Origin of the sequence: Type-D symbiont of Plautia stali, from assembly GCF_001485335.1 — a bacterium.
Lineage (GTDB): Bacteria > Pseudomonadota > Gammaproteobacteria > Enterobacterales > Enterobacteriaceae > Pantoea > Pantoea vagans_C.
In genome coordinates this window covers 18,024-31,787 of sequence record NZ_BBOC01000018.1, presented here as the reverse complement: position 1 = coordinate 31,787, position 13,764 = coordinate 18,024, and the positions used below count along the sequence as shown (strand labels likewise).

Genomic DNA, 13,764 nt, shown 5'->3' with positions numbered 1-13,764 from the left:
TTTCCTGATGATTAACGATGAAACTTACGCTTTACGCTGCTCAGCGCGTGCGACCGGTTTTTCTGTTTTGCTGGCTTCCGCCACATTGACAGGCAAGTTACGGCCAATCAGTGAACGGTAACCGAAGGCTCCGAGGCAGGCACCCACTAATGGGCCAAAAATCGGAACCAGGAAGTAAGGAATATCTTTGCCACCGGTAAAGGCCACGTCACCCCAACCGGCGATGAAGGCAAACAGTTTTGGACCAAAGTCACGTGCCGGGTTCAGTGCGAAGCCGGTGAGTGGGCCCATTGAACCGCCAATCACGGCAACCAGCAGACCAATTAACAGCGGCGCCAGCGGACCACGAGGCACACCATTGCCGTCGTCAGTCAGTGCCATAATCACCGCCATCAACACTGCCGTAATCACCATCTCCACCAGGAAAGCCTGACCTACAGTGATGTGTGGGTTTGGATAGGTAGAGAAGATGCCGGCCAGGTCGAGGCTCTGCACGCTACCGCGTACCATTTGATGGCTGGCTTCATAATCAAAGAACAAATTGTAGTAGAGACCATAAACCAACGCTGCCGCACAGAAGGCTCCGGCAACCTGCGCCAGGATGTAGGGCAGAACTTTACGGCCTTCGAAGTTAGCGAACAGGCACAGCGCGACGGTAACGGCTGGATTCAAATGCGCACCTGACACGCCAGCACTGAGATAAACTGCCATGGAGACAGCTAAACCCCAGATAATACAAATTTCCCACTGACCGAATGCGGCACCCGCCAGTTTCAGCGCCGCCACACAGCCTGCACCAAAAAAGATGATCAAACCGGTGCCGAGAAACTCGGCGATGCACTGACCTTTTAGTGTGTTCGTTGTCTGACTCATAATGGTATTCCTGAAGCGAGGTTAAATTTTATCAGTTTTTGTTCTCAATCCATGAGTCACCCAGCTCTTATGTAGGGCTGATGTGAATTTATCGTTAACGAGCATAAACGAGAAATAGCGAAATCGAAATATGTGTACTGCGTCATAAAAATGCGCGTTTTCGCGTCTTTTGCTTTTCTTTATGACCCATTAACCCTGCTGTCGCTGGGTGCAATACCGTGACCGCGCGCAAAAATGCGCGAACGTGAGCGTTTTTTTAAGCATTAACTGAAAAGTGTTACAGACTAGCGTTGCAGGCCCTGTGCTGCTGGACTTGCAAGGTCTCGCTACATACAATCGGGACATCGTGGCTGGACGCACCATAACAAGGCAGTCCCAGCACCATCAACGCCTTGCAAGAGATTTAGGAGAGGTCAGAAAGATGTCATTTGAAGTGTTCGAAAAACTGGAAGCGAAAGTACAGCAGGCGATTGATACCATCACCCTGCTGCAGATGGAAATTGAAGAGCTGAAAGATCAGAACAACACGCTGCGCAACGAAGCCAGCCAGGCTTCTGGCAACCAGGATGCACTGGTACGTGAAAACCAGCATCTGAAAGAAGAGCAGCATGTATGGCAGGAGCGCCTGCGTGCACTGCTGGGAAAAATGGAAGAGGTTTAAGCCAGCATTTAAACATCAGCGCTTAAACCAACGGGTGCCTCGGCACCCGTTTTTACCCGTCATACTTCAAGCCGCAGGTGCGTTGGCTGCCTTCACTCACCCCAGTCACATACTGGTGTATGCTCCCGGGGATTCGTTCAGTTGCCGCCTTCCTGCACCAAGAGTAGGCCCCATGAGGGGACTCGAAGTATTTAGGGTATATTTTGTGGCTTACTCGATATCGAGTGCGTCTTCCGAAAGAATGATACCCGTATTGTCGGCATACAAGTGGTCACCGGAGAAGAAGGTGACACCACCAAAGTTAACGCGAACGTCACTTTCACCAATACCTTCACCTGCAGCGCCTACGGGAATCGCGGCAATCGCCTGAATGCCGATCTCCAGCTCTTCCAGATCGTCAACCTGGCGCACGGAACCGTAAACCACCAATCCTTCCCACTCATTTTGCGCGGCCAGACGTGCCAGTTGTGCATCCACCAGCGCGCGACGTACGGAACCTCCGCCGTCAATGACCAGCACACGACCCCGACCATTCTCTTCGAGTAAATCATAGAGCAGGCCATTGTCTTCGAAACATTTCACTGTGGTGATTTGTCCACCGAATGAGGTGCGTCCGCCAAAATTTGAAAAGAGCGGTTCAACCACGTTCACTTCTTCATGGTAGATGTCACAGAGTTCGGAAGTATCGTATTTCATGAGGGTATCGTCTGTTTGCCACAGGAGGGGTAAGTATATCGCTATCTGAGGATTGTTGGCAAAATCATCAACCGTCAAAAAAAGCGCTGCATCAATATCCTGCGCAAAAAAATGCCCGGCGCAGTGGCCGGGCATCGCACATCGATGAGACGATTACAGAATAAAGCGGCTGAGATCTTCGTCTGCCACCAGCACGTCCAGATGTTTGCCAACGTACTCGGCATCAATGGTGATGGATTCACCGCTACGATCGCTGGCGTCATAGGAGATGTCTTCCATCAGACGTTCCAACACCGTGTGCAGGCGGCGCGCACCGATGTTCTCGGTGGTTTCATTGACCTGCCATGCGGCTTCAGCGATACGACGAATGCCGTCTTCGGTGAAATCGACATTCACACCTTCTGTGCCCATCAGCGCTTTGTACTGCACGGTAACGGAGGCATTAGGTTCTGTCAGAATGCGCTCAAAGTCATTCACAGTCAGCGCTTGCAGCTCAACGCGAATCGGTAAACGACCCTGCAGTTCTGGAATCAGATCCGATGGGCTCGCCACCTGGAATGCGCCCGAAGCAATAAACAGGATGTGGTCAGTTTTGACCATGCCGTGTTTGGTTGAAACGGTGCAACCTTCTACCAGTGGCAGCAAGTCGCGCTGCACGCCTTCACGTGAAACGTCAGGACCGGAAGACTGGCCGCCGCGCTTACAGATTTTGTCGATTTCGTCGATGAAAACGATACCGTGCTGCTCAACAGCCTCGATAGCGTCCTGCTTCAACTCTTCCGGATTCACCAGTTTTGCCGCTTCTTCCTCGATCAGCAGCTTCATCGCGTCTTTGATCTTCAGCTTGCGTGCTTTCTGCTTCTGACCGCCGAGGTTTTGGAACATCGACTGCAACTGGCTGGTCATCTCTTCCATGCCAGGAGGAGCCATGATCTCAACACCGGCAGAAGAGGCCGCCAGATCGATCTCAATTTCTTTATCGTCCAGCTGGCCTTCACGCAGCTTCTTGCGGAAAGACTGGCGTGCAGCAGAAGGTTCAGCGGTGTGTTCCGCCTGGCCCCAGTTATTTTTTGCCGGTGGGATCAGCACATCGAGAATGCGCTCTTCAGCCATCTCTTCGGCACGGTATTTGTTTTTCTCGATCGCCTGGCTGCGCACCATCTTGATAGCGGAGTCGGTCAAATCACGAATAATCGAGTCTACTTCTTTACCGACATAACCAACTTCGGTGAATTTAGTGGCCTCAACTTTGATGAAAGGCGCGTTGGCGAGTTTTGCCAGACGGCGAGCGATTTCGGTTTTACCGACACCGGTCGGGCCAATCATCAGAATGTTTTTTGGTGTCACTTCATGGCGCAGCTCTTCGTCGAGCTGCATGCGGCGCCAGCGGTTACGCAGCGCAATCGCGACGGCCTTCTTGGCGCCATCCTGGCCAATGATGAAGCGGTTAAGCTCGCTGACAATCTCGCGGGGAGTCATCTCAGACATGATTTTAATCCTTACGCCTTAGACGGTAATTCTTCGAAGTTGATGTTGTGGTTGGTGTAGATGCAGATATCACCCGCGATGTTCAGCGCTTTCTCTACGATATCGTGCGCACCAATGTCCGTGTTCTCCAGCAGGGCGCGTGCCGCTGCCTGGGCGTAAGGTCCGCCAGAACCGATGGCAATCAGGTCATTTTCCGGCTGAATCACGTCACCGTTACCGCTGATGATCAACGAGGAGTTTTCATCAGCAACCGCCAGCAGTGCTTCAAGACGGCGCAGCATGCGATCGGTGCGCCAGTCTTTTGCCAGTTCGACCGCGGCTTTCACCAGGTGACCCTGATGCATCTCCAGCTTGCGCTCGAACAGTTCAAATAGGGTGAAGGCATCTGCAGTACCGCCAGCAAAACCAGCGATGACTTTGTCGTTGTAGAGACGACGCACTTTCTTAACATTGCCTTTCATCACGGTATTGCCGAGAGTCGCCTGGCCATCACCGCCAATTACGACTCGGCCGTTGCGTCGTACACTTACTATTGTTGTCACGGGCAGACCCCTTGTTGCAGTGGAAAAGGAACGCCGCGCACAAAGCGCGGAGTATCATGCAACCAGATATGGGGCAAGTTTAGAGGGTTTCAACCCCGAGATTTGTCTTACTTGACAGGGCAGGTGAGCTGGCGAGGTACGCTCACCCCTGTTGTATGCTCAGGGGGAGCGCACTTGCCGCTCGTCTTTAAGGTAATGCGAGAGGAATACAGCTGCTGTGGCCGGAACTGTGTAAGCGTTTGACGGTGCTGTCCGCGCTGCTGCGATCTTTAAACGGTCCGATAACCACGCGATTCCAGCCACCGCCAGTGGTGATGCGGCTTTCGAAACCTTCGAATGCCAGCCCCGCACGCACAGATTCTGCCTGATCGGTACCTTTAAACGATCCACACTGCACCATCCAGCGCTGAGCAGTGGCCTTCTCTTCCGGCTTCGCTTTTGCCGTCTCCTGCGGTTTCGGCTGTTGCACCGGCTCGCGAGTGATTGGCGCCGGTTGCTGCTGCTGACGCGTGGCCTGCTGCTGAATCTGCTGTTGGCGCTGCTGCTGTTGTAACTGTTGCTGCTGGCGCTGTAATTGCTGTTGCTGAACTTGCACCTGCTGCTGACGTTGCAAGGTTTGCTGGCGCTGCGCAGGTGTTTGCTCGTTCCATGGCACTTCGTTCAGCTGCGTGGGTTGCTGGCGCATATCCGCCTGCATCTGCTCCAGCAGCTGACGTTGTTCATCAGTGAGTTGGGTTTGCGACTGCACGCCACCGCCAGCAGACGGTTCGGTCGGCGTTGGCACGGTGATCTGGCGATTTTCCAGCTCTTTGATGTACTTCCAGCGCTCTTCCGGCTTAGGCGGAAGGCCGTTGCCGTTGGCTTTATGATTCGGAATGACCTCAGTCTCTTCTTTCTTATGATGAGAGATGAACCATAAACCACCGGCAAAGGTGACCAGCACGGCCACGGCCAGTACCATCATCAGCTTTGAGGTGCCGGAGCCGCCTTTGCTTTTCTTGCTGCGGCCCGCTGCGGGTTTTTTGCGACGCGTCCCTGTTGAACGCCCGCGGCCTACATAATCTCTCTGTGCCACTTTCGTTCTGATACCCTTTAAAAAATGCCAATGGGCCTGTAAATGTACTGTTAATTGCCCGGCAAGGAATGCGCCATGTTACTCAAGGGCTGGAACTTTGACCAGCAGAGTCTGCCTTCAGAATCTGCTGAAAATGCAGGGTTCCATCGCTATTTTTCGCGTTTTGCCGCTGGCGCAGTGCTCCCGCGTACGCGTAATTCCGCATCCAGTAGGCGTGAACCGTTATTGACCCGCTTGCCTTGTAACTCATCAAGCAACAGCAACATCGCTTCGCGACCGATGGCAAATCGCGGCTGGGCAACGGTCGTCAGCGGCGGATCGTAATATTGTGCCAGCTCGATATCGTCAAAACCCACCACCGAAAGGTCCTGAGGAATGCGCATGCCGAGTTTACGCGCCTGATTCATCGCGCCCAGCGCCATCAAATCGCTGTGGCAGAATATCGCTTTAGGCGGGATCGGTAAGCTCATTAACTGTTTCAGTGCATTAGCACCCGCTTCGAAGGTGAAATCACCGTGGACAATCATCGTCGGGTCAATGGCGATATTGCTGCGGCGCAGCGCCTGAATATAGCCTTGCAAACGATACTGGCAGAGGGGGATGTGCTCAGGGCCGGTGATACACGCAATCTGGCGATGGCCGAGTTGCAGCAGATGGTTGACCGCTTCAAAGGCGGCGGTCAGGTTATCGATGTGCACCGTGGGCAGCGCCATTTCTGGGGCAAACTCATTGCCCATCACCATCGGTGGCAGATTGCGTTGATCTTCAATACCCGCCTCGAATGGCAACTGTGAACCCAGCAGCACCATCCCGTCGATTTGCCGTGTCAGCATCAGGTTCAGGAAGGTTTTTTCTTGTTGATCCTGATGCGCGCAGTCACCAATCAGCACCAGATAACCTTTCTGAGCGGCGGTCACTTCCACGCCACGAATGATTTCGCTAAAGAAGGGGTCACAGATGTCCGGCACAATGACCAGAATGGTTTGAGTTTCACCGCGTTTGGCGTTGCGCGCCAATCCATGTGGCGCGTAGCCTACGTCAATGACGGCCTGTTCAACTTTCTGCCGGGTGGCAGCCGAGACTTTTTCTGGATTCATCAACGCACGAGATACCGTGGCGGTTGAAACGCCGGCTTTCTCGGCCACATCTTTCATGGTGGCAGCAGATGAAGGTTGCTTCTGGTCCAACGTATAACTCCTGACGCGGTACAGCGCATTGATTTTCAGACATTGCCGGGCTTCAGCCGGGATGGGCACTATTGATAACCCAACGCCGGATGAGGTTGTTACTTAATTTGCATAAAAATTGTGACTTGTGCGACTTTTTTCGATCTGGCTCGCAGATGTGATGTGGCTTAGCTCTCAGTAGGATCGATATCCAGCGTCCATTTCACTTTACGCGCGGCTGGCAAGGTTGAGATCAGGGGTAATGAACTGCTGAGCAACTGTTGCAGGCGTTTGCGTGAAGGGTGCTGTATCAGCAGTTGCCAACGCCAGCGTCCACTGCGTTTCGGCGCTAAAGCAGGGACTGGACCCATCAACCACATGGCTTCATCTTTCAGTGGGCTGGCTTCCAGCAAATTACGCAGTTGCGTCAGAAATTCGGCGGCTTGCGCGTTATCGAGGTCTTCAGCCCGAAACAGCGCATGGCTGGTCCAGGGGGGCAGTTGGACGGATTGGCGCTCCAGCAAGGTTTCATCAGCAAAAGCGAAATAGCCGCGATGGAGCAGCGTCTGCAACAGGGGATGTTCCGGATGATGGGTTTGTAGCAACACTTCACCCTGTTTTCCGGCGCGTCCAGCGCGTCCCGCGACCTGGGTATACAGCTGCGCAAAGCGTTCGGCAGCCCGGAAGTCAGCGGAAAACAACGCGCCATCGACATCCAGTAGCGATACCAGCGTCACATCGGGGAAATGGTGGCCTTTGGCCAGCATCTGCGTACCGACCAAAATGCGGGCTCCCCCGCGATGTACATCGGCCAGATGTTGTTCCAGCGCGCCTTTGCGGCTGGTGGTATCACGGTCGATGCGCGATACCGGCACGCCAGGGAAGAGTGTGCTGAGCTGCTGTTCCAGCTGTTCGGTCCCTACACCCACCGGCATCAAATGCGTTGAACCACAGCCAGGACACTGGTTTGGCAACGGGCGCTGGCTGTCGCAATGGTGGCAGCGCAACTGGCGGTGATGTTGATGGAGGGTGTAATAGCTATCGCAACGCTGACACTCGGCTAACCAGCCGCAGTCGTGGCACATTAACGCCGGAGAAAATCCGCGTCGGTTAAGGAACAGCAACACCTGATTATCGGCCTGTAAATGCTGACGCATTTTGCCTAACAGCGCGGGAGCCAGGCCGCCTTTTAGCTGCTGGCCCTTAAGGTCGATCAGCTGTTGCAGAGCCGTTTTGGCATTTCCGGCGCGTTTGGTGAGGTTGAGCTGGCGATATTTCCCGACGCGCACATTGTGCAGGGTTTCCAGCGCCGGCGTGGCTGAACCCATCACGACAGGAATGTCCTCCTCGTGCGCACGGAACACCGCCAAATCACGAGCCTGATAGCGCCAGCCTTCCTGCTGCTTATACGAGCTGTCGTGCTCTTCATCAATAATGATCACGCCAGGACGGGCCAGCGGCGTGAACAAGGCCGAACGCGTGCCGATGATAATCGCCGTTTCGCCGCGGCGCGCACGCAGCCACACTGCCAGGCGCTCACTGTCGTTGAGTGCAGAGTGCAGGACATCGATGGGCGCATCAAATCGTTCGCGGAAGCGGGCGATAGTTTGGGGCGTCAGCCCGATTTCTGGCACCAGTACCAGCGCCTGTTTGCCGCGTGCCAGCACATTCTCCAGCACGCTGAGGTAGACTTCCGTTTTACCGGAACCGGTAATGCCTGCCAGTAACCAAGGGGCATAGTGCTCGTCTTCGCTGCGAATCGCACCTACTGCCATGGCTTGATCGGTGTTCAGGCGCAGGCGATCGCCTTTTACGGCAAAGGTGGTGCGCCAGTCGTGCATTTGTGGCGCGTGTTCACGCAGATCACACAGCCCTTTTGTGCGCAGCGATTGCAGCGCAGCATCAGTCAGATCCTGTTCACTGACCTGGTGGCGATAAAGCGGCTGTTGGCGCAGTGCCGCCAGTGCCTGCTGCTGCTTAGGCGCACGCTTCAGGCTTTCCATCGCCACTTCACGTCCCGCGTCGTTGATTACCCACTGCCAGAGCGGGGCTTCCTGAGCCGGTTTACCCTGGCGCAACAGCACCGGCAACGCGTGGCTCAGCACTTCGCCGAGTGGGGAATGGTAGTAACTTGCTGCCCAGTTGAGGATGCGCCACAGTGCGGGAGAGAAAAGGCTCTGATCGTCCAGCACGCTTTCCAGTTGCTTTAGCTGCGCCAAAGGCAGATCGCTGCTTTCCTGAATCTTCACCACAATGCCAATCATTTTGCGATTGCCAAACGGTACGCTCACGCGGCTACCGACCACTGGCTGCGGCGCGTCGATGGGCAGCAGGTAGTCAAACAGGCGAGGCAGCGGAACGGGCAGGGCAACCTGAACAACGGGCATGTCGATCTCTATCCGGTTCTGTCAAAAGGAGAAGTAGTGTACACGCTCGCTTCAGCAGCGGGTATAGATCGCAGGGATTTGCCTGGTGTGGTCAAATTCTGTATACTATGCCGCCTTTGATGAGACGACTCGTCAAAGTTACACTTAATTGTTCAACCGCGTGTGGTGCTGTGCAGGTTCGCCTGGCACGGAGAGCGACACGGCCTTTTATGAGGTTCTCCCATGAAACAAGGTATTCACCCGAAATACGAAGCTGTGACCATCACCTGCTCTTGCGGCAACGTGATCAACACCCGTTCAACCATGACTGGTACCCTGAACCTGGACGTGTGCGGCAAATGCCACCCGTTCTACACTGGTAAGCAGCGTGTTGTTGATTCTGGTGGTCGTGTTGATCGCTTCAACAAGCGTTTCAGCATCCCAGGCAGCAAGAAATAAGATTATTTGCCATCGAATCTTTATGATTCGGCAGCAAGAAAAACCCAGCCTTGGCTGGGTTTTTTGTTTCTGGACTCAGTATTCCCAGGTATCGGGATCGATGCCCATCTCACGCATGATCTGTTTGGCTTCTTCCGGAATTTCATCACTGCGTTCTTTTCGCAGATCAACATCATTTGGCAGAGGCTGCCCGGTGAAAGCATGCAAAAAGGCTTCGCACAGCAATTCGCTGTTAGTGGCATGACGCAGGTTGTTCACCTGACGGCGGGTGCGCTCATCCGTTAAAATTTTCAGCACTTTCAGCGGGATAGAAACTGTAATTTTCTTGACCTGCTCGCTCTTCTTACCGTGTTCAGCGTAAGGGCTGATATATTCGCCGTTCCATTCAGCCATGGGTTACCTTAATCAATAAAAGTTGAATATGGGGAAATCCGTTGATTATGCCCGATTTTTCGATGCCTGACCGCTTAAACTGCCGGTTTTATGCTTAAACATCGCTTTTCACAGGAAAGCGCGCTGAACACCAGGCGATGACGCGTAATTTTAGCGGTTATTGATGATTTGCTCAATCTATACGCAAAGACATTTAGATGTCCAGATGTATTGACGTCTATGCGCTGAATGTTATCCTGTTGCCACTTCTTATTACACTTCAGGAACAGTAAGCACCATGACGCGTAAACAGGCAACCATCGCAGTACGCAGCGGTTTGAATGATGACGAGCAATATGGCTGCGTTGTCCCCCCGATTCATCTTTCCAGCACCTACAACTTTCTCGATTTCAACGAACCGCGTGCGCATGACTACTCACGTCGCGGAAATCCTACGCGTGATGTGGTACAACGCGCGCTGGCCGAGTTGGAAGGTGGTGTGGGCGCGGTATTGACCAATACCGGGATGTCGGCAATCCATTTGGTGACCACCGTGTTCCTGAAGCCGGGCGACCTGTTGGTGGCCCCACATGACTGTTACGGCGGCAGCTATCGCCTGTTCGACAGCCTGAGCAAGCGTGGCGCTTATCGCGTCAAATTTGTCGATCAGGGTGATAAAGCAGCACTGGCCGCGGCGCTGGCTGAAAAACCGAAGCTGGTGCTGGTCGAAAGCCCAAGCAACCCGTTGCTGCGCGTGGTGGATATCGCCGGTATTTGCCAGGCGGCGCGTGAAGCCGGTGCCGTCAGCGTGGTGGATAACACCTTCCTGAGCCCGGCGTTGCAGAACCCGCTGGCACTGGGTGCCGATCTGGTGATCCACTCTTGCACCAAATACCTGAATGGCCACTCTGACGTGGTGGCGGGTGCGGTGATTTCTAAAGATCCTGCCGTGGCAACCGAACTTGCCTGGTGGGCGAATAATATTGGTGTAACCGGCGCAGCGTTTGATAGCTACCTGCTGCTGCGCGGTTTGCGCACGCTGGCGCCACGTATGGCGGCCGCACAGCGTAATGCGCTGGCAATTGTTGATTACCTGAAGCAACAACCGCTGGTGAAAAAACTGTATCATCCGTCTCTGCCGGAAAATGCGGGTCATGAGTATGCGGTACGTCAACAGCGTGGCTTTGGTGCGATGCTCAGTTTTGAACTCGACGCTGATGAAGCACGTCTGCGCCGCTTCTTGAAAGCGCTGCAGCTGTTCACCCTGGCAGAATCGCTGGGTGGCGTAGAGAGTTTGATTTCGCATACCGCGACCATGACGCATGCCGGTATGTCTGCGGAAGCGCGTGCCGCAGCGGGAATTTCGGAAACGCTGTTGCGTATTTCTGTCGGAATTGAAGATCACGAAGATTTAATCGCCGATCTGGATAATGCCTTCCGGATCGCAGCCGAGGACTAAGCATGACGATTTCAGCAGGCGCGGGAACGCCGAACAAGCAGTTGCATAAATTTGGTGGCAGTAGCCTGGCCGATGCGCGTTGTTATCAGCGTGTTGCCAGCATCATGGCGGATTACAGCCAGCCGGGCGACTTAATGGTGGTCTCTGCCGCAGGCAGTACCACCAATCAGCTGATTAGCTGGCTCAAGTTGAGCCAGAGCGATCGCCTATCTGCGCATCAGGTGCAACAAGCTTTACGGCGTTACCATAGCGAGCTGATTGCTGCGCTGCTGCCTGCTGAATTTGCTGAAACCCTGACAGCTTCGTTTATTCGTGATTTGGAACGTCTTGCGGCACTGCTGGATGGCGCCATCACCGATGCGGTCTATGCCGAAGTCGTCGGTCATGGCGAACTTTGGTCGGCGCGTTTAATGGCCGCGGTACTGAGCCAGCGTGATATTGAAGCGGCCTGGCTGGATGCACGTGACTTCCTGCGTGCCGAGCGTGCTGCGCAGCCACAGGTGGATGAAGGCAAATCCTGGCCGCTGTTGCAGGCATTGCTGGCACAGCATCCGCATAAACGTCTGGTGGTGACTGGCTTTATCAGCCGCAGCGATGCCGGTGAAACCGTGTTGCTGGGCCGTAATGGTTCGGATTACTCGGCCACGCAGATAGGCGCGCTGGCAGGCGTCAGTCGCGTGACCATCTGGAGTGACGTGGCCGGGGTTTACAGTGCCGATCCACGTAAAGTCTCCGATGCTTGTCTGTTACCGCTACTGCGTTTAGACGAAGCCAGCGAACTGGCACGTCTCGCTGCCCCCGTGCTGCATACCCGCACGTTACAGCCAGTCTCTAATAGCGATATCGATTTGCAACTGCGTTGCAGTTACCAGCCGGAGCAGGGTTCCACGCGCATTGAACGCGTGCTGGCTTCCGGCACCGGCGCGCGTATCGTCACCAGCCATGACGACGTGTGTCTGGTGGAGATTCAGATCCCAGACAACCATGACTTTAAAACCCAGCAGAAAGAGATCGATCTGCTGCTGAAGCGGGCGCAACTGCGTCCGTTAGCGATTGGCGTGCATCCTGACCGCCGATTGCTGCAACTCTGCTACACCTCAGAAGTGGTGAACAGCGCCTTTAACCTGTTGCAGGACGCCGCGCTGCCGGGTCATCTGCAATTGCGTGATGGCCTGGCGTTGGTGGCGCTGGTGGGCGCAGGCGTCACGCGCAATCCACTGCACAGCCATCGTTTCTGGCAGCAAATTAAAGATCAGCCGGTGGAGTTTGTCTGGCAGTCAGAAGACCATATCAGCATCGTTGCGGTACTGCGTGTCGGCCCAACCCAGCATCTGATTCAGGGACTGCACCAGTCGCTGTTCCGCGCGGAAAAACGCATTGGTTTAATGCTGTTCGGCAAAGGCAATATCGGTTCGCGTTGGCTGGAGCTGTTTGCTCGCGAGCAGGAAAGTTTATCGGCGCGGACCGGTTTTGAATATGTGCTGGCGGGTGTGGTGGACAGTAGCCGCAGCCTGCTGAGCTATGAAGGTCTTGATGCCAGCCGCGCATTGGCTTTCTTTGAAGATGAAGCCGAAGCGCGCGATGAAGAGTCATTGTTCCTGTGGATGCGCGCCCATCCGTTTGATGATTTAGTGGTGCTGGATGTCACTGCCAGTGCGCCGTTGGCCCAGCAGTACCTTGATTTTGCCAGTCACGGTTTCCACGTCATCAGTGCAAATAAAGTGGCGGGGGCATCAAGTGGTCAAAGCTGGCGCCAGATCCGTGATGCCTTCGCGAAAACCGGTCGCCATTGGTTGTATAACGCCACCGTGGGCGCCGGTTTGCCGGTCAACCATACGGTGCGCGATCTGCGTGAAAGCGGTGACAGCATTCTGGCGATCAGCGGCATTTTCTCCGGTACGCTGTCGTGGCTGTTCCTGCAATTTGATGGCACGGTGCCGTTCAGTGAGCTGGTGGATCAGGCCTGGCAGCAGGGCTTAACCGAGCCCGATCCACGCGTTGATTTATCGGGTCAGGACGTGATGCGCAAGCTGGTGATTTTAGCGCGTGAAGCCGGTTATGACATTGAACCAGACCAGGTGCGTGTCGAATCGCTGGTGCCAGCGGATTGCGAAGACGAGTCCATCGATCATTTCTTCGAGAACGCCGACGAGCTTAACGACCAAATGCTGCAACGCCTTGAGGCCGCGCAGGAGATGGGGTTGGTACTGCGCTACGTGGCGCGTTTCGATGCGAATGGCAAAGCGCGCGTTGGTGTTGAGGCGGTGCGTCCGGAGCATCCGCTCGCCTCGCTGCTGCCGTGTGATAACGTGTTTGCCATTGAAAGCCGCTGGTATCGTGATAACCCACTGGTGATCCGTGGGCCAGGCGCTGGCCGCGATGTTACGGCGGGCGCACTGCAATCTGATATCAACCGCCTCGCGCAACTGCTGTAATCTGCCCTATCCTGCAGACGGCGTCCGTCGTCTGCATTTTCCTCTTGTCATGAAACTCTTTCACATTGGTTGAATTTTTGTCACGCCTGTTCATTAATTTTAAGTTGACGCTAACGCCATAATCGTTCAATTTAAGCATCTGGACGTCTAAACGTATGGATGTTTGGGGGCC

General features: G+C 54.7%; 12 protein-coding genes. 4 read left to right on the top strand and 8 right to left on the bottom strand.

What is annotated here, in order from left to right:
• Window positions 1-24: 24 nt before the first annotated feature.
• Window positions 25-873 carry an MIP/aquaporin family protein gene (locus PSSD_RS07995; RefSeq protein WP_058970402.1) on the bottom strand — a complete coding sequence of 283 codons (849 nt, stop codon included), beginning with the start codon at window positions 871-873 and terminating at the stop codon, window positions 25-27.
• A 421-nt stretch (window positions 874-1,294) separates the two neighbouring features.
• Between PSSD_RS07995 and zapB the strand changes: the two genes are divergently transcribed.
• Window positions 1,295-1,534 (top strand): cell division protein ZapB, encoded by a 240-nt coding sequence (gene zapB, locus PSSD_RS07990; RefSeq protein WP_034823745.1) that lies wholly within the window; start codon window positions 1,295-1,297, stop codon window positions 1,532-1,534.
• Window positions 1,535-1,744: 210 nt separating this feature from the next.
• Here zapB and rraA read toward each other — a convergent pair whose 3' ends face one another.
• The 6 genes from rraA to priA form a co-directional block, all read right to left on the bottom strand.
• Window positions 1,745-2,230: a ribonuclease E activity regulator RraA gene (rraA, locus tag PSSD_RS07985; RefSeq protein WP_039328319.1), complete on the bottom strand. Its 486-nt coding sequence runs from the start codon at window positions 2,228-2,230 to the stop codon at window positions 1,745-1,747.
• 153 nt (window positions 2,231-2,383) lie between these two features.
• Window positions 2,384-3,718 carry an ATP-dependent protease ATPase subunit HslU gene (hslU, locus tag PSSD_RS07980; RefSeq protein ID WP_039328277.1) on the bottom strand — a complete coding sequence of 445 codons (1,335 nt, stop codon included), beginning with the start codon at window positions 3,716-3,718 and terminating at the stop codon, window positions 2,384-2,386.
• A gap of 11 nt (window positions 3,719-3,729) precedes the next feature.
• Window positions 3,730-4,260 carry an ATP-dependent protease subunit HslV gene (gene hslV / locus PSSD_RS07975; RefSeq protein WP_071885763.1) on the bottom strand — a complete coding sequence of 177 codons (531 nt, stop codon included), beginning with the start codon at window positions 4,258-4,260 and terminating at the stop codon, window positions 3,730-3,732.
• A gap of 187 nt (window positions 4,261-4,447) precedes the next feature.
• Window positions 4,448-5,335: a cell division protein FtsN gene (gene ftsN, locus PSSD_RS07970; protein ID WP_058970400.1), complete on the bottom strand. Its 888-nt coding sequence runs from the start codon at window positions 5,333-5,335 to the stop codon at window positions 4,448-4,450.
• Window positions 5,336-5,484: 149 nt separating this feature from the next.
• Window positions 5,485-6,522 (bottom strand): DNA-binding transcriptional regulator CytR, encoded by a 1,038-nt coding sequence (gene cytR, locus PSSD_RS07965; protein WP_058970398.1) that lies wholly within the window; start codon window positions 6,520-6,522, stop codon window positions 5,485-5,487.
• 167 nt (window positions 6,523-6,689) lie between these two features.
• The gene (gene priA / locus PSSD_RS07960; RefSeq protein WP_058970396.1) at window positions 6,690-8,888 is read right to left on the bottom strand and encodes a primosomal protein N'; all 2,199 of its coding nucleotides are present in this window, start codon (window positions 8,886-8,888) and stop codon (window positions 6,690-6,692) included.
• A 222-nt stretch (window positions 8,889-9,110) separates the two neighbouring features.
• Here priA and rpmE point away from each other — a divergent pair, with 222 nt between their 5' ends.
• On the top strand, window positions 9,111-9,326 hold the full coding sequence (gene rpmE / locus PSSD_RS07955; RefSeq protein WP_021506837.1) for a 50S ribosomal protein L31: 216 nt from the start codon (window positions 9,111-9,113) through the stop codon (window positions 9,324-9,326).
• A gap of 75 nt (window positions 9,327-9,401) precedes the next feature.
• On the opposite strand, the gene metJ is transcribed toward rpmE, so the two are convergent.
• Window positions 9,402-9,719, bottom strand: coding sequence for a met regulon transcriptional regulator MetJ (metJ, locus tag PSSD_RS07950; RefSeq protein WP_034823729.1), 318 nt, complete (start codon window positions 9,717-9,719; stop codon window positions 9,402-9,404).
• A 277-nt stretch (window positions 9,720-9,996) separates the two neighbouring features.
• Between metJ and metB the strand changes: the two genes are divergently transcribed.
• Together metB and PSSD_RS07940 are read left to right on the top strand one after the other, a co-directional pair.
• On the top strand, window positions 9,997-11,157 hold the full coding sequence (gene metB / locus PSSD_RS07945; RefSeq protein ID WP_039328291.1) for a cystathionine gamma-synthase: 1,161 nt from the start codon (window positions 9,997-9,999) through the stop codon (window positions 11,155-11,157).
• A gap of 2 nt (window positions 11,158-11,159) precedes the next feature.
• Window positions 11,160-13,592 carry a bifunctional aspartate kinase/homoserine dehydrogenase II gene (locus tag PSSD_RS07940; protein ID WP_058970394.1) on the top strand — a complete coding sequence of 811 codons (2,433 nt, stop codon included), beginning with the start codon at window positions 11,160-11,162 and terminating at the stop codon, window positions 13,590-13,592.
• Window positions 13,593-13,764 lie beyond the last annotated feature (172 nt).